Source organism: Pseudoduganella lurida, from assembly GCF_007830455.1.
Taxonomy (GTDB): domain Bacteria; phylum Pseudomonadota; class Gammaproteobacteria; order Burkholderiales; family Burkholderiaceae_D; genus Rugamonas; species Rugamonas lurida.
Genome location: NZ_VLLB01000008.1, coordinates 60,244 through 79,638 on the forward strand (window position 1 = coordinate 60,244; position 19,395 = coordinate 79,638).

The 19,395-nt window shown below is 64.9% G+C and carries 15 protein-coding genes and 3 tRNA genes; 11 read left to right on the forward strand and 7 right to left on the reverse strand.

Annotated elements, in window-relative coordinates; all coding sequences use genetic code 11:
- Positions 1-15 precede the first annotated feature (15 nt).
- From pdxJ to IP91_RS20205, 8 genes are all read left to right on the forward strand, one after another.
- Entirely contained in the window at positions 16-774 is a 759-nt protein-coding gene (pdxJ, locus tag IP91_RS20170) for a pyridoxine 5'-phosphate synthase (RefSeq protein ID WP_145651318.1), read from the forward strand.
- Positions 771-1,169 (forward strand): holo-ACP synthase, encoded by a 399-nt coding sequence (gene acpS / locus IP91_RS20175; RefSeq protein WP_145651320.1) that lies wholly within the window; start codon positions 771-773, stop codon positions 1,167-1,169. Before pdxJ ends, acpS begins: the two co-directional genes overlap by 4 nt.
- Positions 1,162-3,153 (forward strand): excinuclease ABC subunit UvrC, encoded by a 1,992-nt coding sequence (gene uvrC / locus IP91_RS20180; RefSeq protein WP_145651322.1) that lies wholly within the window; start codon positions 1,162-1,164, stop codon positions 3,151-3,153. The genes acpS and uvrC overlap by 8 nt, the downstream gene beginning before the upstream one ends.
- Positions 3,154-3,309: 156 nt before the next feature.
- Positions 3,310-3,891: a CDP-diacylglycerol--glycerol-3-phosphate 3-phosphatidyltransferase gene (pgsA, locus tag IP91_RS20185; RefSeq protein WP_145651324.1), complete on the forward strand. Its 582-nt coding sequence runs from the start codon at positions 3,310-3,312 to the stop codon at positions 3,889-3,891.
- Positions 3,892-3,988: 97 nt separating this feature from the next.
- A tRNA-Gly gene (locus IP91_RS20190) sits at positions 3,989-4,064 on the forward strand.
- 44 nt (positions 4,065-4,108) lie between these two features.
- Positions 4,109-4,184: transfer RNA gene (locus IP91_RS20195), tRNA-Gly, on the forward strand.
- Between the two features lie 51 nt (positions 4,185-4,235).
- Positions 4,236-4,309: transfer RNA gene (locus IP91_RS20200), tRNA-Cys, on the forward strand.
- A gap of 131 nt (positions 4,310-4,440) precedes the next feature.
- Entirely contained in the window at positions 4,441-5,550 is a 1,110-nt protein-coding gene (locus IP91_RS20205) for a site-specific integrase (protein WP_145651325.1), read from the forward strand.
- 39 nt (positions 5,551-5,589) lie between these two features.
- On the opposite strand, the gene IP91_RS20210 is transcribed toward IP91_RS20205, so the two are convergent.
- From IP91_RS20210 to IP91_RS20220, 3 genes are all read right to left on the reverse strand, one after another.
- On the reverse strand, positions 5,590-6,822 hold the full coding sequence (locus IP91_RS20210) for an alpha/beta hydrolase (RefSeq protein WP_199754667.1): 1,233 nt from the start codon (positions 6,820-6,822) through the stop codon (positions 5,590-5,592).
- Between the two features lie 67 nt (positions 6,823-6,889).
- The gene (locus IP91_RS20215; RefSeq protein ID WP_145651327.1) at positions 6,890-7,984 is read right to left on the reverse strand and encodes an FAD-dependent monooxygenase; all 1,095 of its coding nucleotides are present in this window, start codon (positions 7,982-7,984) and stop codon (positions 6,890-6,892) included.
- Positions 7,981-9,180: an MFS transporter gene (locus tag IP91_RS20220; protein WP_145651329.1), complete on the reverse strand. Its 1,200-nt coding sequence runs from the start codon at positions 9,178-9,180 to the stop codon at positions 7,981-7,983. The genes IP91_RS20215 and IP91_RS20220 overlap by 4 nt, the downstream gene beginning before the upstream one ends.
- Positions 9,181-9,340: 160 nt before the next feature.
- On the opposite strand from IP91_RS20220, the gene IP91_RS20225 reads away from it, so the two are divergent.
- Together IP91_RS20225 and IP91_RS20230 are read left to right on the forward strand one after the other, a co-directional pair.
- A complete protein-coding gene (locus tag IP91_RS20225) occupies positions 9,341-10,234 on the forward strand; it encodes a LysR family transcriptional regulator (RefSeq protein ID WP_145651331.1) in 894 nt (297 codons plus the stop codon).
- A 118-nt stretch (positions 10,235-10,352) separates the two neighbouring features.
- Positions 10,353-11,333 carry an aldo/keto reductase gene (locus IP91_RS20230; protein WP_145651333.1) on the forward strand — a complete coding sequence of 327 codons (981 nt, stop codon included), beginning with the start codon at positions 10,353-10,355 and terminating at the stop codon, positions 11,331-11,333.
- A gap of 3 nt (positions 11,334-11,336) precedes the next feature.
- Here the strand turns inward: IP91_RS20230 and paoC are convergent, their stop codons facing one another.
- The 4 genes from paoC to IP91_RS20250 form a co-directional block, all read right to left on the reverse strand.
- Positions 11,337-13,544: an aldehyde oxidoreductase molybdenum-binding subunit PaoC gene (gene paoC / locus IP91_RS20235; RefSeq protein WP_145651335.1), complete on the reverse strand. Its 2,208-nt coding sequence runs from the start codon at positions 13,542-13,544 to the stop codon at positions 11,337-11,339.
- A complete protein-coding gene (locus IP91_RS20240) occupies positions 13,541-15,982 on the reverse strand; it encodes a pyrroloquinoline quinone-dependent dehydrogenase (RefSeq protein WP_145651337.1) in 2,442 nt (813 codons plus the stop codon). Before IP91_RS20240 ends, paoC begins: the two co-directional genes overlap by 4 nt.
- Positions 15,979-17,049 (reverse strand): SMP-30/gluconolactonase/LRE family protein, encoded by a 1,071-nt coding sequence (locus IP91_RS20245; RefSeq protein WP_145651339.1) that lies wholly within the window; start codon positions 17,047-17,049, stop codon positions 15,979-15,981. Before IP91_RS20245 ends, IP91_RS20240 begins: the two co-directional genes overlap by 4 nt.
- Before the next feature lie 125 nt (positions 17,050-17,174).
- Positions 17,175-18,233, reverse strand: a complete 1,059-nt coding sequence (locus tag IP91_RS20250) for an aldo/keto reductase (protein WP_145651572.1) — start codon at positions 18,231-18,233, stop codon at positions 17,175-17,177.
- Positions 18,234-18,401: 168 nt separating this feature from the next.
- Here IP91_RS20250 and IP91_RS20255 point away from each other — a divergent pair, with 168 nt between their 5' ends.
- Complete coding sequence (locus IP91_RS20255) at positions 18,402-19,292, forward strand: LysR family transcriptional regulator (protein WP_145651341.1); 891 nt, start codon at positions 18,402-18,404, stop codon at positions 19,290-19,292.
- The last annotated feature ends 103 nt before the right edge of the window (positions 19,293-19,395 follow it).

Genomic DNA, 19,395 nt, shown 5'->3' on the forward strand with positions numbered 1-19,395 from the left:
CAGAAAAACGAGACCATGAGCTTCCTGCACCCCTCCGGCACGATGATCGACCTCGGCGTGAACATCGACCACGTCGCCACCTTGCGCAACGCGCGCGGCACCACGTACCCCGATCCGATCCGCGCCGCGCTGCTGGCCGAACAGGCCGGTGCCGACTGCATCACGCTGCACCTGCGCGAAGACCGCCGCCATATCCGCGACGAGGATGTCATCGCGCTGGCGCCGCAACTGGTCACGCGCATGAACCTGGAAGCGGCCGTCACGCCGGAAATGATCGACTTCGCTTGCCGCATCCGGCCGGCGGACGTGTGCCTGGTGCCGGAAAAGCGCACCGAGATCACTACCGAAGGCGGCCTGGACGTAGTGCGCTTCCACAAGGAAGTCGCCGCCGCAGTCAAGCAACTGCAGGGCGAGAACATCCGCGTCAGCCTGTTCATCGATGCGGATGAAGACCAGATCCAGGCCGCCGCCGACGTGGGCGCGCCCGTCATCGAACTGCACACGGGCGCCTACGCCGATGCCGCCGCCGAAGACCAGCAGCGCGAACTGGAGCGCATCAAGAACGGCGTGCGCTGGGGCGTGCAGCGCGGGCTGAAGGTCAATGCGGGCCACGGCCTGCACTACACGAACGTGCAGGCGATCGCCGCCATTCCGCAGATCGACGAACTGAACATCGGCCACGCGATCGTCGCGCATGCCGTGTTCGTCGGCTGGGAAAACGCCGTGCGCGAGATGAAGGCGATCATGGTGTCCACGCGCCTGGGAGCCCGATGATCCACGGGATCGGCACCGACATCTGCCAGATCCCGCGCATCGCGCAAGCGCTGGCCCGCCATGGCGAGCGCTTCGCCCGCCGCATCCTTGGCCCGGACGAACTGCTGGTGTACGCTGAACGCTGCGCCCGCGCACCGCTGCGTGGCGTGCGCTACCTGGCCACGCGCTTCGCCGCGAAGGAAGCCTTCTCGAAAGCGCTGGGCCTGGGCCTGCGCCCGCCGGTCACCTGGCCTGCCGTGCAGATGCTCAACGATGCGGAAGGCAAGCCAACGCTGGTCTATACCGGCGCGCTGCAAGCGTACATGCAACACAACCGGCTGGCGGCGCAGGTGTCCGTCAGCGATGAACAGGAATACGCGGTCGCATTCGTGATCGTCGAGAAGTCCCATGAGTGAAGAGCAAAAGCAGAACGCCGTCGAACAGCAGGTAGACCGGATCGCCGAGCAGGTGAACGAGGAGGTGAGCGGCCAGGTGATCGAGTCCCTGGACGAACCCGCCGTGGTGCCCGAGGCCGCGCCCCAGCCGGCCCCGCCACCGGCGGCGCTGTCGGCGCGCGAGCAGGTGCTGGCGACCGTGGCCAAGCTGCCGAACCTGCCCGGCGTGTACCGCTACTTCGATGCGGATGACAAGGTGCTCTACGTCGGCAAGGCGCGCGACCTGAAGAAGCGCGTGTCGAACTACTTCCAGAAGAACCTGTCCAGCCCGCGCATCGCCATGATGGTCGAGCGCATCGCGCGGCTCGAAACGTCCGTCACGCGCAGCGAGGCCGAAGCGCTGATCCTCGAGAACAACCTGATCAAGTCGCTGCAGCCCCGCTTCAACATCCTGTTCCGCGACGACAAATCGTATCCCTACCTGAAGCTGACGGGCGACGCGGTGCCGCGCATGGTGTATTACCGCGGCGCCGTCGACAAGAAGAACCAGTACTTCGGGCCGTTCCCGTCCGCCTGGGCGGTGAAGGAATCGATGCAGATCCTGCAGCGGGTGTTCATGCTGCGCACCTGCGAGGACAGCGTGTTCCAGAACCGCACGCGCCCCTGCCTGCTGCACCAGATCGGCCGCTGCAGCGCGCCGTGCGTGGGCGCCATCGATGCCGAGGCTTATCGCACGGATGTCAACAACGCGGCGCTGTTCCTGCGCGGCCGCACGGGCGAGGTGATGGCGGAACTGGAGCAGAAGATGCACGGCTACGCATCGGACCTGAAGTTCGAGCAGGCCGCCGGCGTGCGCAACCAGATCCAGTCGCTGTCCAAGGTGCTGCACCAGCAAAGCATGGAGACCTCGGACTCGGACGTGGACATCATCGCCGTCATCGTCCAGGGCGGCCGCGCCTGCGTGAACCTGGCCATGGTGCGCGGCGGCCGCCACCTGGGCGACCGCGCCTACTTCCCGACCCATGTGATGGATGCGGAAAGCGTCGCCGAACAGTCGATCGACGTGGAAGTGCTGATGGCGTTCCTGGTGCAGCACTACACGGAAAAATACATCCCCGGCGTGCTGGTGCTGAACATCGAGTTCGACCAGCCGGAGCTGATGCTGGCGCTGCAGGAGCAGTGCGGCCACCGCATCAACCTGCTGTTCCAGCCCCAGGGCCAGCGCCGCCAGTGGCTGGAACTGGCGCAGAAGGGCGCCGAGATCGCGCTGGCCAGGCTGCTGTCCGAGCAGGGGTCGCAGCAGTCGCGCACGCGCGCGCTGGCCGACACGCTGCGCCTGGAAAGCGCCGACCTGGAAACGCTGCGCGTGGAATGCTTCGACATCAGCCACACGCAGGGCGAGGCTACGCAGGCGTCGTGCGTGGTGTTCCACCATCACAAAATGCAGAACGGCGAATACCGCCGCTACAACATCAACGACATCACGCCCGGCGACGATTACGCGGCGATGCGCCAGGTGCTGATGCGCCGCTACGAGAAGGTGGCCAATGGCGATGGCGTGATGCCGGACATCGTGCTGATCGACGGCGGCAAGGGCCAGGTCGAGATGGCGCGCCAGGTGTTCGTCGAACTGGGTCTGGACATCAGCCTGATCGTCGGCGTGGCGAAAGGCGAGGGCAGGCGCGTGGGCCTGGAGACGCTGATGTTCGTCGATGGCCGTCCGCCGCAGGAACTGGGCAAGGAATCGGCGGCGCTGATGCTGGTGGCAATGATCCGCGACGAGGCCCACCGCTTCGCGATCACCGGCATGCGTGCCAAGCGCGCCAAGACGCGCCAGACGTCCACCCTGGAAGAGATCGAGGGCATCGGCGCCAAACGCCGCCAGCGGCTGCTGGCGCGCTTCGGCGGCCTGCGTGGCGTGTGCAATGCGAGCGTGGCGGACCTGATGTCGGTCGAGGGCATCTCCGCCAAGCTGGCCGAAGAAATCTACCGGCGCCTGCATTGAACGAACGGCCTGGATGTCCTGGTGCCTGGCACCGGGACACGGGCCCGACGATGTTCCATGTCGCGAATCGTGCTTACTGGCATTAGGCGAGTCGGCAAGGTAGACTAGCGGCGCATTGTCACCATTCCTACCTCCGCCTGCCCTTATGCCGCTTTTATGCCATTCAACATCCCGATCCTGCTGACCTGGCTGCGCGTTGCGCTGATTCCCCTGGTCGTGGGCGTGTTCTACCTGCCGCCCGGCTGGCTGCCCCTGCAGGACCGCAACCTTGCCGCCACCCTCGTCTTCATCGTTGCCGCCATCACCGACTGGTTCGACGGCTTCCTGGCACGCCGCTGGAACCAGACGTCCGCGTTCGGCGCCTTCCTCGACCCTGTCGCGGACAAGCTGATGGTGGCCGGCGCGCTGCTGGTGCTGGTCCAGCTGGACCGCTGCAATGCCATCATCGCCTTCATCATCATCGGGCGCGAGATCACCATCTCTGCACTGCGCGAATGGATGGCGCAGATCGGCGCATCGAAATCGGTGGCGGTGAACTCGATCGGCAAGATCAAGACGGCGGCGCAGATGGTCGCCATTCCCGCGCTGCTGTACTACGACGTGATCCTGGGCGCGATCGACACGCGCTACTGGGGCGAGAAGCTGTTGTGGCTGGCGAGTGTACTGACGGTGTGGTCGATGCTGTATTACCTGAAGAAGGCGTGGCCGCTGATCAAGGAACGGGCCGGCACCTTATAAATTGTTTGGCGATTGTATCTTGACAGTTTCGTTACACCCTCTATAATGCTGGCCTGTTGTTGATGACGGCGCAGCGGTTCAGGCGGCGTCCGACGAAGCGGGAGTAGCTCAGTTGGTAGAGCGCAACCTTGCCAAGGTTGAGGTCGAGAGTTCGAGACTCTTCTCCCGCTCCATTCCAGGCAGTTGTAAATTTAGTTGTCAGCAGCACCACTCCAATGCGGGAGTAGCTCAGTTGGTAGAGCGCAACCTTGCCAAGGTTGAGGTCGAGAGTTCGAGACTCTTCTCCCGCTCCAAATTGCAGGATCTCAGCGATTAACCGCGCTTTGGTCCATCAAGCAGCCTCTGGCGAGGTAGCAAAGCGGTTATGCAGCGGCCTGCAAAGCCGTCTAGACGGGTTCGACTCCCGTCCTCGCCTCCATAAAATCAAGCACTTAGCAAATCGAGCATCAGCTCAACACGTCTGTGCACCACACAGAAAGTGTGGTGCACCACACCCCTAGACGGCCTACATGCCGTTGACAAAAGAGTCGCCTGTACTACCCTCAGTACATGGCCTCCATCAAGAAGACCCCCTCCGGCACGTTCCAGATCCGTGTCACCAACAAGCTCCTGCCGAAGCCGCTTTGGGCGACCTTCGACACGGAGGAGCAGGCGCGCGCCTATGCCGACCAGCTCGAGGCGCTGCTGGGACAGGGCATCGTGCCGGCAGCGCTGCTGGAACGGAGCACGCCGAGCCGTGAGATCTGGACAGTGAGCCGCTGCATCGCCGAGTACATCCGTGCCAATCCGGTGCCGCTCTCCGACGTCAAGCTGCTGGACACGATCCGGTCGCAGCTTTCCACGCTCAGTACAGGTTGCCTCAATTACGACTGGGCCGACAACTGGGTGCGTTCCATGAAGCGTGACGACAACCTCGCGCCATCGACCATCCAGCACCGGCACGGCGCGCTGGCCCGCTGCTTCGACTGGATGATGCGCAAGCATCCGGACATCATCGCCCAGAATCCGCTGCGGCTGCTGAAGCGGGGCTTTGCCGTCTACACCCCGGAGGACGAAAAAATCCTGGCACGCTCCGGCAAGTCGGCAAAGGTCGGGGAGGAGCGTAACCGGCGCATGGATGCGGAGGAGGAGAAGCGGATCCGTGCCATCCTGGCGGGGCGACCAGAAGAGGATCTGGTGTTCTTCGTGCTCGCTCTCGAGACCGCGATGCGGATGCGGGAATGCTATACCCTGGAGGTGGGCCAGGTTGATCTGATGCAGAGAACGATCAACCTTGAGCGAACCAAGAATGGCGACCGGCGCCAGGTCCCCTTGTCGAGCACCGCGGTCGCAACGCTGCGCGAGCACATCACGAAGCAGGGGGCCGCGATCCAGAAACGCAAGGGCCGCCTGTTCTCATACTGGAATGGCGATGCCTCCGTCGGCGGGCTGGATGATGCGACGAGCGATGTTTCACGGCGGTTCCGCTTCATCTTCGAGAAGGCAAACGCATTCGAACTGCATTTTCATGACCTGCGGCATGAAGCAACCTGCCGGCTGTATGAGAAGACGACGTTGTCCGATGTCCTGATTGCCAGGATCACGGGGCATCGCGACCTGCGCATGCTGAAGCGGTACGCCAGCCTGCGCGGCAGCGAGCTGGCGCAGCATCTTTGGTGAGTGCGTGACGATGTCGTGGAGGCCGACGTTCGCCTCTCCTCAAAAAGTTTCGAGCGGAATCGTATTGGTGCTGATGGCAGGCCGGCGCGGTCCCGCATGCGGCGTGGCGCGTCCGTCCAGCCTCTTCGATCCCAGGAATTTCTCGAGGTGATCGGCAATCTCCACATTGTTCAGATCCGCAAAAGGTGCGTGCGAATTGCCCTTGATCCCAAGCTGCGGCAAGATGATCAATTGCGCATCGCCGCCATGCCGGTTGACCGCATCGACAAACTGCCTGGCGCGCGCACTGGCTACACGCCACAGATCGACGTTGAAGACCGGGCTCGGGTCCGGGGAAATGTAGTCGCCGTAGATGATGATGATCGGCATGCGGGTGAGCTTCTGGAACTGCGCCTGTGACACCATCTGCGGTTCCATTGCCTCGCGCACGCCTTCGGCCACGGACACGATTTCCGGCGGTCGCTCGCCCTCGGGGAAAGCGAACTGGCCCGGTTCATAGGCAACCACCGCCTTCACCAGGTCGGGTGCGTTCATCGCGGTCGACCAGCCGTATTGGCCGCTGTGTGAATGGGTGAGAAGCACGGCGGGACCGACCTGGCGGAACAGCTCGCCCACGGTCCTTCCCATGAAGGCGCGGTGCTCGGCCGTGAACGGATGGGTGCCCGTGTCCGGCGTTTGCTGCCGAAAGAACTGGTCCACCGTCGCAGGGTCGAGCGGCATCTGTACGCCGGGGAAGGCGTGGGCCGGCTTCGGTGGCGTCCAGACACCGACGCGGAACGCATCCCATGCAGCGCTTTCGCGCAGCGTGGTCGGCACCGCGTAGCCGGAATCGGCCTGCGCCTGCGTGCGGCCCGCGCGGCCGCGGCGTGGTTGGTCGATGATGTAGACCGGCCAGTCGCGCCGCGGCAGGATCGACATGAAGCCTTCGCGGCCATCCGGGGTCGATTCGAAGCTGCGCCCTGATTGGCCGATACCGTGCCACATCACGATCGGCAGCGTACGGGCGTGCTCGGGGATGTAGTACTGCGCATAGCCGTGGTCGCCGTGGAAGGTCTCGCCGTCGGCAGCCCGGGTCACGGTGCCGCCGAAATACAGGCTGCCCATCGTGCGCAGGACGAGCGGAGCCTGGGGCTTGCCGCTGCCGGACGCTGCCGCGGGCTGCGAGGCGGGCTGGACGCCCGTCACGGCAGTCGTGCAACCGGAAGCGAGCAAGGCCGCAAGGGCAAGCGACAGCAAGCGTGGTGGGAAAGCCTGAATGCGATAAATGGACATGGTGTTGCCTCCTGAGTGGTCTGAATCCGGCTGTGATGGCGCGTCCCTGACGTGAACGGCCCTGCGTTCATCCGCCCCGGGCGAACCCGCGGCTGAAGTTTTGCCCGCCTTGCACCAGGCGCCGCACGTCCTCGAGCCGCATCGCCTGGTAGCGTTGCAGCGCCGCCTCGAATCCGGCACCCCGGCATTCATCGACGCATTCGGCGAGCGCCAGGGCGTCGCGGAACGATGCGCTGAAGCCGTTGCCTGTCATCGGCGTCGGCACATGGGCGGCATCGCCGACCAGCGCGAGACGCCGGTCCACCAGTCGTTCAGGCAGGTATTCGGCGATGGGCGTGCCGATCACGGCGCGCCGCTCGATGCAGTCGAGGACTGCGTCGCGCCACGGCGAGGGCCAGTATTTCCTGGCCTCGCGGGCCAGTTCGCGGTAGGTGGCCTCCGGAATGTCGGCGGCGCGCAGTGTGTGGTGCACGACATTCCCCACCACGCAGCCTTGCGCGCGCAGCAGGTCGTTGCGACCGGCGTCATACCATCCCCAACCGAGCCGGCCTTGACCTGGTTCCCGGGTGCCGGCGTCGTCCGGCAGCGAGCAGCCGAGGAAGGTATGGCCCCCGCCGTTGAGGATCGCCAGGTCACGCGGCCAGTGCCGCTGCGGCGCGATCGCCAGTTCGTCGACGATGCCGATCCAGATGAGGTAGCCGGCAAATTCCGCGTCGGGCTTGTCGGGGCAGACACTGCGCCGCACGACGCTGCGGTGGCCGTCGGCGCCGATAACGATGTCGCCTTCGAAGATCTTGTCGTCGCCGGTGACCACCCAGGCGCGGCCCGTATCCTGACGCGCCTCACGGACATTGGTCTGCTGGTGCAGGCGGATCCGGCACTCAGCATCGGCCGCCGCACGCAAGGCCGCATGCACGGCGAACCAGGTTTGCACGCCGGTTGGTATGGCTGCCCGCAGGGACGCAGCGCCCCGCCCCGTCAGCTGTTCCAGCAGGCCTGGCTCGGCCTGCAGGGCGGCGCCGGTGCGGCCCGTATCGTCGGAACGTTCGAGCACGTCGACTTCCATGCCGATGCGCGCAAGTGCCAGGGCTGCCATCAGGCCCGCGAGCGATGCGCCGACGACGACGGCGCTGCCCCGAACCGGTTCCACGCCCGAGTTCATGCCCGTCCGGAGCGTGCCACCGCGACCGATGGACGCGCACGCACGATGGTGCAGATTACCAGCGACGCCACGAGCAGGATCACGCCGCTGCCCATGAAGGCTTCGCGCGGCCCGCCATGGTCGAACAGCACGCCGCCGAGGGCCGCACCGGCCGTGATGGCGATCTGGATGGCCGCGACCAGGATGCCGCCCGCGCTTTCCGCTTCGTCCGGCACAGTCTGGGTCAGCCAGGTCGACCAGCCGACCGGTACGGTGCCGAAAGCGAAGCCCCATACGGCGATGAACAGCGATACGACGGCCGGCACGCTGCCGAACATGACCAGGCCCGCCGCCATCGCCGTCATCAGCAGCGGCACGGCCAGCAGCGTCGCATGAACACTGCGCGTTAACAGGCGTCCCGACAGGGATGTCCCGACGAAACCGCCGATGCCGAACACGAGCAGGATCGCCGATACGCCGTTCAGTCCCATCCCGGTTACCGATTCGAGGAAGGGGCGCAGATACGTGAAGAAGGCGAAGTGGCCGCCGAACACCAGCACCACCGCCAGCATCCCGAGCTTGATCTTTGGACGAGTCAGCACGTGAAACAAGGTCGCCAGGCGCGCATGCCCGCGCGGCGGCATCGATGGCAGCACCACCCATTGCCACACCAGCGCGGCGATGGCCAGCACGGTGGCGACCAGGAAAACGCCACGCCAGCCGATCAAACCGCCCAGGAAGCTGCCGAGCGGTGCGGCGGCGATCGTCGCGATCGACCCGCCACCGAAAATGACGGCAAGTGCCTTGCCCAGCATATTGGCCGGCACCAGCCGCATGGCCAACGCAGCCGACATCGCCCAGAATCCGCCGACGGAAACACCGAGCAGCAGGCGGCTGAGCACCAGCACCGGAAGGTTTGGTGCGAAGGCGGCGAGCAGTCCCGACGCAACCTGCAGGATGGACAGGCCGATCAGCAGCTTGCGGCGGTCCAGGCCGCGCGTTGCCACTGCCGTGAACAGGCTGGCGATCAATGCCACGATGGCAGTTGCGGTGACGGTCTGGCCTGCCAGCCCTTCGCTGATCTTCAGGTCGTGGGCGATCGGGGTCAGCAGGCTCACGGGGAGCATTTCGGCCGAGGTGAGGCCGGCAACGGCCAGTCCGATGGCATACACGGCCGACCAGGCAGGTTTCGTTTCAGATTGCGTTGCAGTAGACATTCATTGCTCGTTCTGGTGGTGGGAGGATGGGACGCAGGGCGACTCCCCCTCTGGAGAAGCGGACCCAGGCAGCGTTCCTCGGAATGCAAGCAGTCTACCTATTGGTTTATCAATGGACTAGACGGTAAAATCTGCATGGAACCATAAGAGGAGCTAATCGATGGCGCGCACGAATTTCAACGATCTGGCCGCATTCGTCGCTGTTGCGCGTGCTGGCAGCTTCACGCGAGCTGCAGCCCAGCTCGGCATTTCGCAGTCCGCGCTCAGTCAGACCATCCGTGCCTTCGAGACACGGCTCGGCGTGCGGCTCCTGACCCGTACCAGCCGCAGCGTCTCCGCCACGGAGGCTGGCGAGCGACTGCTGCAGAGTGCCGGCCCCCGTTTCGAGGAGCTCGAGGCGGAGCTGGCGGCGATCGCGGAACTCCGCATCAAGCCGAGCGGGACCATCCGGCTCACCGCCACCGAGCATGCCGCCGATACCGTGCTGCGGCCGCGGCTGACCCGCTACCTGCTGGACAACCCCGAAGTGAACGTCGAAGTGATCCTCGACTATGGGCTGACCGACATCGTGGCCGAGCGCTACGACGCCGGCATTCGCAGCGGCGACGTGGTCGCCAAGGACATGATCGCCGTGCGCATCGGGCCGGACATGCGCTTCGCGACGGTGGCTGCGCCGTCCTATTTCACCGCGCGGCCGAAGCCCGTGACGCCGCAGGACCTCACCCAGCACAACTGCATCAACCTGCGCCTGCCCACCTACGGCGGCTTGTATGCGTGGGAGCTAAAAAAGGGCGACGAAGCACTCAACGTGCGTGTCGAAGGCCAGCTGGTCTGTAATGGCGGCTACCAGATCCTGCATGCCGCGCTGGACGGGCTTGGCGTGGCCTTCGTGCCGGAGGATGTCGTCCGCTCTCACGTGCAGGACGGGCGGTTGGTGGAAGTACTGCAGGACTGGAGCCCGACTTTTCCCGGCTTTCACCTGTTCTATCCAAGCCGCCGCCAGCCTTCGCGTGCAATGGCCCTGCTGATCGAGGCGCTACGCTATCAGGCCTGATGGCAAGGCGCGCCGTGCGGATTCATTAGGTTCCTGCATAGCGCTTAGCGAAAAGACGACCTAGGCTACATGCCTGCGTCTCGCTACAGTAGGCGCCTTTTGATTGGGAGAATATCGTATGCAGAAGCGCACACTCGGCAGGGGCGGACTCGATGTCTCGGCAATCGGCCTCGGTTGCATGGGGCTGAGTTTCGGCTATGGCCCTGCCACGGACAAGAGCGACGGCATCCGCCTCATCCGCGCCGCTGTCGAACGCGGCGTAACGTTCTTCGATACTGCGGAAGCGTATGGGCAGCATAACGAGGACATGGTCGGCGAAGCGCTGGAGCCTTTCCGCGGCGAGGTGCAGATTGCCACCAAATTCGGCTTCAGGAACGGCAACCCGACCGAAGGACTGGACAGCAACCCGGCCCGCATTCGCGCCGTCGTCGAGCAGTCCCTGCAACGCCTGCGCACCGACCACATCGATCTTCTGTACCAGCACCGCGTCGACCCGAATGTGCCGATCGAAGACGTGGCGGGCGCCGTGCGTGACCTGATCCGGGAGGGCAAGGTACGGCATTTCGGCCTGTCCGAAGCTGGCGCCGCCGTCATCCGCCGTGCACATGCAGTCCAGCCGGTCGCTGCCCTGCAGAGCGAGTATTCGATGTGGTGGCGCGAGCCCGAGCAGAGCGTCATGCCTACACTGGAAGAACTCGGCATTGGGTTCGTGCCGTTCAGCCCGCTTGGCAAGGGATTCCTGACGGGGGCGATCGGCCAGGACACGACATTCGCGGCGGGTGACGTGCGTAATGTCCTGCCACGCTTCCAGGAGGCAGCGCGTCAGGCCAACCAGTCGCTTGTGGCATTGCTTGGCAGGATCGCCACGGAGAAGGGCGCCACGCCGGCCCAGATCGCGCTGGCGTGGCTGCTGCTGCAAAAGCCGTGGATCGCGCCGATTCCGGGCACGACCAAGCTGCACCGCCTGGAAGAAAACGTCGCCGCTGCCGACGTGCTGCTGGCCGAGGAGGATCTGCAGCAGATCGAAGCAGCCATTGCGAAGATCGACATCGACGCGCCGCGCTACACCCCGCAGATGCAGCAGACCATCAATCGCTGACGGTCAACCGATCGGCGGAAGCCGGTCGAGCAGCTTGTCGAGCGTGATCGGATATTCGCGCACGCGGATTCCGGTCGCGTCATAGACGGCATTGGCAATCGCAGCCGGCACCCCGCTGATGCCCAGTTCGCCGACCCCCTTGGCCTTCAGCGGACCAATGGTGGGATCGGCTTCGTCCAGGAAGATTACGTCCTGGTGCGGGATGTCGGCATGCACTGGCACTTCATAGCTGGCCATGTCATGGTTGACGAAGAAGCCGGCGCGCTTGTCGACCACCAGCTCCTCCATCAGGGCAGCGCCCGCACCCATTGTCATGCCGCCGATGATCTGGCTGCGCGCTGCCAGCGGGTTGATGATACGGCCCGCGGCACACACTGCCAGCATGCGCCGGACCCTGATTTCGCCCGTCTCGGCATCGACGCCGACCTCCACAAAGTGGGCGGCGAAGGTCTGCTGCGCGAAACGCTTGTTGAGATCGCCATATTCCATCGTGTCCTGCGCGACCAGGTCGCCACCCACTGCCGCATCGGTCAGGGGCTTGCTGGTGCCGCCCGCGCGCACCCGACCGCCCAGGAATTCCACATTGGCGCCGTCGAGTCCGAGGCGCTGCGCGGCCATGGCGCGCAGCTTCACGCAGGCGGCGTACACGCCGGCCGTCGAGGATGCTGCGCCGAACTGGCCACCGGAGCCGGCGCCTGGCGGGAACGTCGAATCGCCCAGCCGCACCACCACCCTGTCCAGGCCGACACCCATCATCTCGGCCGCTGTCTGCGCGAGAATCGTGTAGGTGCCGGTGCCGATATCGGTCATATCGGTCTCGACCGTGATGACGCCCCTGGCATCGAGCCGCACGCTGGCGGCCGACTTCTGCACCTGCGCGCCGCGGATCGCGGATGCAACGCCCATGCCGACCAGCCAGCGGCCGTCCCGCCGCATGCCAGGTCGCGCCGCGCGCCGCTCCCAGCCGAAGTGTTCAGCGCCACTGCGCAGGCACTCGACCAGCTGGCGCTGCGAAAACGGCCGGCTTGGGGACTCCGGATCGACCTGCGTGTCGTTCAGGATGCGGAAGGCGACAGGGTCCAGTCCCAGCTTCTCGGCCATCTCGTCCATCGCGATTTCCAGGGCCATCATGCCTGGGGTCTCGCCGGGTGCGCGCATGGCGTTCGCCTCGGGCAGGTCCAGATGGGCCACGCGCAGGCGCGTCATCCTGTTGGCGCCGGCATACAGGAGGCGCGTGGGCGCCGTGGCGCTTTCCGGATTGTCGCCCAGGTTGCCGGACCAGCTCTCGTGGCCGATGGCGGTAATCCTGCCGGCCTTGTCGGTGGCGATGCGGATACGCTGGATCGTTGCGGCGCGGTGCGTGGTGTTATTGAACATCAGGGGCCGCTGCAGCGCGACCTTGACCGGCCGGCCAAGCTGCCGGGCAGCCAGCGCCGCCAGCACGGCGTCGGCCAGTACCGAACCCTTGCCGCCAAAGCCGCCGCCAATATAAGGGGAGACAATACGGATATTTTCCTTCCTGATGCCGAGGATCTTGGCCATGTCCCGCGTGCCCCAGCTGACGATCTGGATGGCAGTCCACAGGGTGAGCCGGTCGCCGTCCCAGGCGGCGATCGTGGCGTGGGGCTCGAGCATCGTGTGGGCATGGTCGGGCGTGGTGTAGGTGGCATCGAGCTTGACCGGTGCGGCCGCGTAGGCGGCCTCGAAGTCGCCGATGGCCGTATCGCGCGGCTGCTTCTGCTGCAGTGGCTGGCGCCGCGGCGGTTTCTCCTTCGCTTTGGCGAGGTCGTAAGCGCCGTCGGCCTGCACATACTGAACCCGCACGAGCTGGGCCGCTGCCCGTGCCTGTTCGAACGTCTCGGCAACGACGAGGGCGACAGCCTGGTGATAGTGCTGGATGTCGGGGCCGGCCAGCGCGCGCGCGGTGTAGAAGTCGCCGTTGCCCACCTTGCCGGCGTTATCCGCAGTGACGATACCAAGCACGCCCGGTGCGGCCCTGGCGCGCGTCACGTCGATCGAGCCTATGCGGCCTTTGGCGATGGCAGCGCCGACGATGTAGCCATATGCCGCGCCAGGGGCTGCGTCGTTCTGCTCGTACGCGTAGGGTGCGGTGCCGGTCGTCTTCAACGGGCCATCGATGCGCTGCGTGGATTGGCCGACGACCTTGAGACGGTCGATGGGATTGCGGTTTGCGGGAGTCGTGAATTTCATCGTTGCGCCGTTTCGGTAAGGGGTTGTTTCTGCGTCGCGTGCGGCAACGCGTAAGCGACAATCTTCGTGCCTTGCCGCACCTTGAGCGACTTGCGCCCGCCCGCCGCGATGACCACGAACTGTCGTCCGCTGCGCGGGCTGATATAGGTGACCGGGCTGGCATTGCCGCCAGCGGGCAGCCGGGCCGACCAGATCTCGCGTCCCGTGCGCACGTCGAGCGCACGCAGGGTTCTCTCGGCGGTGGCCGCAATGAAGACGAGGCCACTGCGCGTGGTGACCGACCCGCCGGTCATGGGCACACCGATGGTCAGTGGCAGCATCGTGGGAATGCCCAGCGGCCCGGTATCGCGGCCCGTCCCCAGCGGCTTCGACCACAGCAGCTTGCCATTGTTTAAGTCCACAGCGGAGATCAGCCCCCACGGCGGAGCACTGCAGGGTACGCCAAGAGGCGACAGGAACTGGCTGCCGTACGCGCCGTATGGCGTGTTCAGCATGGGACGTCCGGGAAAGCCGCCCGAGCTCTCGCCATCGCCGAGCTTGAACTTCCTCCGTACCGCTTCCTCGCGGGTGACCAGCGTCACCCGGTCCGGCAGGCGCATCCAGTTGACCACCATGACGTTATGGTCCAGGTCCAGGGACACGCTGCCCCAGTTCACCCCACCGGCCGAGCCGGGCGCGATGATGACCGGCTTGCCGAGCGTGAGCGGCGTGAAATGACCGACGTAATTGGATTTGCGGAATTGGATCCTGCAGTACAGCTGGTCCAGCGGCGTGATCCCCCACATGTCCTGTTCCCGGATGCGCGGCATCTGGAACGCCGGGAGCTTGAGCGAAAACGGCTGGGTCGGCGACAGCCGCTCGCCCGGCGCGATGCCGCCCTGGGGCACGGCCAGTTCCTGAACAGGGTAGATCGGCCGGCCGGTCTCGCGGTCGAGGACGAACACCTCACCGCGCTTGGTCGGCTGGATGAGGATGTGCCGCATCTTGCCATCCAGCGGGATATCGGCCAGCGTTGGCTGCGATGGAACGTCGTAGTCCCAGATGTCGTGGTGGGTCGTCTGGAAGTGCCAGCGCTTGCGGCCGGTTTCGGCATCGAGCGCGAGCACCGAACTGCCGATCTGGTCGTCCCCTGGCCTGCGTTGGCCGCCGTAGTTGTCAGGCGTTGCACCGCCCATCGGCACATAAACCAGTCCGAGCGTTTCGTCGGCACTCATCGGCGCCCAGTTGTTTGGCGAGGAGGGCGAATAGACGGCGCCGTCCGGCGGTGCGCCGATGCGGTCCGGCTGGTTCGAATCATACGCCCAGGCCAGCTCGCCCGTCTTCGCATCGAAGGCGCGGATCACGCCGGACGGTCCGCCCCAGTACTGGCCGTCGGGAATGCTGCCGCCCACCACTACCTTGCCACGGATGATCTGCGGCGCCGAACTGAAGTAGTAATGGCCGAACGGGTGCCGGCTGATATTCCTGTTCAGGTCGACAAATCCTGCGGCGCCGAAATCCTCGCACGGCTTGCCGGTATGCGCGTCCAGCGCCACCAGTGCCGGTGACTGGCTTGCCGCGAAAATGCGTTCCGCGCAGACGCCGCCATTGCTCGAAACCTTGTAGTACGAAACGCCCCGGCACGGCTTGCCCGACGCACGCACGCCATTCGAAATGTCGGTGTGCCAGCGTTCGACGCCGGTTTCCGCATCGAAGGCCGTGATACGGTTATGGCCGTTGCAGGCATATAGCGTATCGCCAATCATGATGGGCACGACTTCGAGGTCGTTGTGCTGGCCTGGTGATGCCGGGCCGGTGTCGGCTTCCCAGGCTTTTTCCAGTTTGCCCACATTGTCGGCGCTGATCTGCGTCAGCGGACTGAACCGGGTACCGCCCAGGTCATTGCCGAATGCGGGCCAGGCACTTTGTGCGGCGGGGTTGCCGTCCTGCCTGCCCGCCGGCCTGCCGGCCTGGCCGGCGGCGGGATAGGCTGTCGCTACCCCCGCGCGCAGCAGGGGATCGGCGGGGACTGCCGGAGCCGCAAGGTGGAGGCCAAACCCGCCGATGCATGCCGCGCCGATCGACGTGCACAATGCCAGCGCCCGCGCTCCGCGGTGGGGCATGGCAGCAGCATCGGTCCCGGGAAGCAGCACGAAGCACACGCCGGCCACCAGGAAAAGGGCGAGGCGCGGCAGGAGCTCCCAGGGGCTGAACCCCACTTCCCACAGGCTCCAGGCCATGGTGCATGCGAGCAGGACGAGGAAAATGCTGAATGCCTTGCTGCGATATTTGATGACCGCAGATGCACACGCAACCAGCGCCAGTCCCGCCAAGAGGTAGTAAAAGGATCCCCCGTAATACACCAGCATGGCGCCACCCACGGCCAGGGCCAGGCCGACAAGAGCCAGCAGGAGGGTGAACAGCCCGATACCTATTTTCTTGAGTGACGTCCTGGTCATTGGCTGCTTTCCTGGCTGCCTGGCTGCGGCGCCTGTTCGTGCGAGAACTGCGTGACGCCTCTGGCCGAAGCACGTGCATGGAAAATCGACGCCCCTCCACCGGCTTCCCCGTCGCCGGCGACGATGAACAGGTCGTCGCTGTGCGGGCTGAGTGCCAGGCTTGCGGACATCAGGTTACGGCCCTGTTCGCGCTGGGGAAGCAAAATTTGCCCGGTCGGGACGCCATTGGGTGCGAAGACCAGGACTCTTCCTTGCTGGATCATCGCGACGTAGACGTTGCCCTGGCTGTCTGTACGCATGGAATCCGGCCCCGGACCCGTGAAGACGTAGGGCACATTCGTGCCCATCGGCTTCACCGTCGTCGGACCGGACAGATCGACCTTGTGCAGCAGGTTGCGGCCGTGTTCCGTGACCCAGAGCGTGGCGCCGTCCGGCGACAGCGCGATCCCGTTCGCGCGAGACAGATGACGGAGGATCGGCGTGATCTTCGCGGAACCCGGGGCAATGTAATAGACCCCGCCAACAGGATCGCTGGAGGTGCCGCGGAAGTCGGTGAAATAAATGCCGCCCCCACGGTCGAACACCAGGTCGTTCGGGATGAAGCCGCGATCGGGAGCCAGTACGGTCTGCCGGTGGGTGCCGTCGGGCTGCAGGGCAACGATCCAGCCTTTCGTGAATGCCTTGTCGTGCACAGCCACGAAGATGCGTCCGTCACGGTGGATGGCGGTGCCGCCGATGCTGGCGCTGCCGAACCCGGCTACGGTTGCCAGGTGCTTATCGGAGGACATCTTCAGCAGCTGGCCAGCCGTCGAATTCGAGAAGAACAGGTCGCCGTTGCGGGCGAAACTGGGGCCTTCGAGCACGACGTTGGCATCGGTTACGGCGAGATAAGCCTCGGCCATGCTGTTTTCCAGATGCCATTCGGAGGCGGGCAAGGGCGCCTTGCTGGCCGCCTCCGAGCGTGCGTCCGGTAGGGGCACGCCAGTGCGGTTGGCTGCGCAAGCCGGCACCGTTGTGCAGGTTGATACGAGGGCCAGCGCGCCAAGCGCTGCAAGATGAAGGCGCATGATATTTCCTAGCGAGGATGCAACAGACAATGGCGCGGCATCGGGTGACAGTCAGGTCGACCCACCATAGCGGAGAGCGGTAACATTGACCAGACAACAATCCCGCATGCCACGATAAGTTCAGCTTATGGATGGATCGCCGCAGGTGGCAGAGGGCTCTTACCGTGGCCGCCTGCCGATGTCGTGCCGACGTTGGCACCGTCGTCGTGCTGCCGGAGGTGTTCCTCGTCGGCACGCTGGCCATCGATCTGGATCGCGGCGAATCCCTCGTCGAGTTCCCGCAGGTCGGCTGCGTCGAGCTGGATGTCGAGGGCGCCGACGCTCTGCAGCATGTGCTCGGTCCGGATGGTTCCCGGGATCGGTACGATCCACGGCTTGCGCGAGAGGACCCAGGCGAGAGCGATCTGGACTGGCAATGCTTCCTTGCGACGTGCCACGCGCTGCAGGAGCTCGACCACGGGCCAGTTTGCACGGCGGGCCTGCGGCGTGAAGCGCGGGAACTGCGTCCTGAGGTCGAGTTGCGGGTCGAAGCGGGTGTCTGGCGTGATCTTGCCGCTCAGGTAACCCATGCCCTGCGGGCTCCAGGCTACCAGGCCGATGCCGAGCTCCTCGCAGGTCGGGATGACTTCGTGCTCGGGGTCGCGGGTCCAGAACGAGTATTCGTTCTGGACGGCGGTGACGGCCTGTACGGCATGGGCGCGGCGGATGGTGGCGCCGCCGGCTTCAGACAGGCCGAAGTGGCGTACCTTGCCTTCCCTGATCAGGTCCTGTACCGCGCCGGCGACGTCTTCGATCGGCACGGCCGGGTCGACGCGATGCTGGTAGTAGAGGTCGATGTAATCAGTCTGCAGGCGCCGCAACGAATCCTCGGTGCTGCGCTTGATCTGCTCGGGGCTGCTGTCCAGGCCGGTCGGCTTGCCGTCCTTGCCGAAATGAAAGCCGAACTTGGTGGCGATGACCACGTCGTCGCGGAACGGCTTGAGCGCCTCACCGACGGTCTCTTCCGACAGGAACGGGCCGTAGACCTGGGCGGTATCGAAGAACCGCACGCCCCGGTCGTAGGCGGAATGGATGACCTTGATAGCGTCGCGACGGCTCAAGCGTTCGCTGTAGGCAAAGTGGAAGTTCATGCAGCCCGATCCGACGGCGCTGACTTCGAGGGGGCCGAGTCGTCGTGTCGGCAGCGGTGGTTGCGGGGCGGGTTGGATTTCTTTGCTGGTCATCGCGGATTCCTTTCATGGTATGGAAGCGCGCATCGATCGGTTCATGCGCGGTCTGGCGCCCACTGTAGGTATTGTTCGACAGGTGAACTAGCAGTAAACTTTGCAAACCGATATGTAGATATTTCATAAATGCCCCGTCCCGACTTCAATAATCTGCAGGTATTCCTGGTGGTAGCGCGCGAGCGAAGCTTCACGCGGGCGGCTGCCCAGCTGGGCGTGTCGCAGTCCGCCCTCAGCCACACCATCCGTACTCTCGAGGCGAAACTCGGCATCCGCCTCCTGACGCGGACCACGCGTGGAGTGGCACCAACCGAGGCGGGCGCGCATCTGCTAGCGACGTTGACGCCGCATTTCGAAGAAATCGAGGCCGAAATGGCAGCGCTCGGCAACCATGGCGCGCCGGCAGGGACGGTCCGCATCACGGCGACGGACCATGCCGCGGACACGATCCTTTGGCCCAAGCTATCCAGCCTGATGCTGGAATACCCGGAGATCAATATCGAGATCGCGATCGACAACAGGATGGTCGATATCGTTACCAATCGCTTCGACGCGGGCGTGCGGCTGGGCGATCAGGTCGCCAAGGACATGATCGCAGTTCGTATCGGGCCGGACGCCAAGCTCGCCGCAATTGCCCATCCAGACTATTTCGCACAACGGGCCACGCCAAAAACGCCACAGGAGCTGACACTGCACAACTGCATCAACCTTCGCCTGCCAACGCATGGCGGCTTGTATGCCTGGGAATTCATGAAAGATGACAGGACATTGGAAGTGCAGGTCCGAGGCCAGTTTACGGCTAGTACCACCAGGCAGATGCTCAATGCCGCCCTGGCAGGTGTCGGGATCGGATTCATTCCCCAAGCGCTGGCTGCGCCGCATGTCGCAGCGGGCGAGCTGGTGCCGGTGCTGGAAGAATGGTGGCCCGTTTTTCCCGGTTACCACCTGTATTATCCGAGCCGGCTGCAGTCGGCGTCCGCGTTCAGCATCGTGGTCGATGCGCTGCGCCTGCCGGCCTGAGAACCGGGTGTTTATTAATTTGCCTCATACCATTTAGAAACAAACGTCACTACGCAGCGCCGCACGGTGTGGTTAAGGTTGACACTCACTTAACTATCACTGT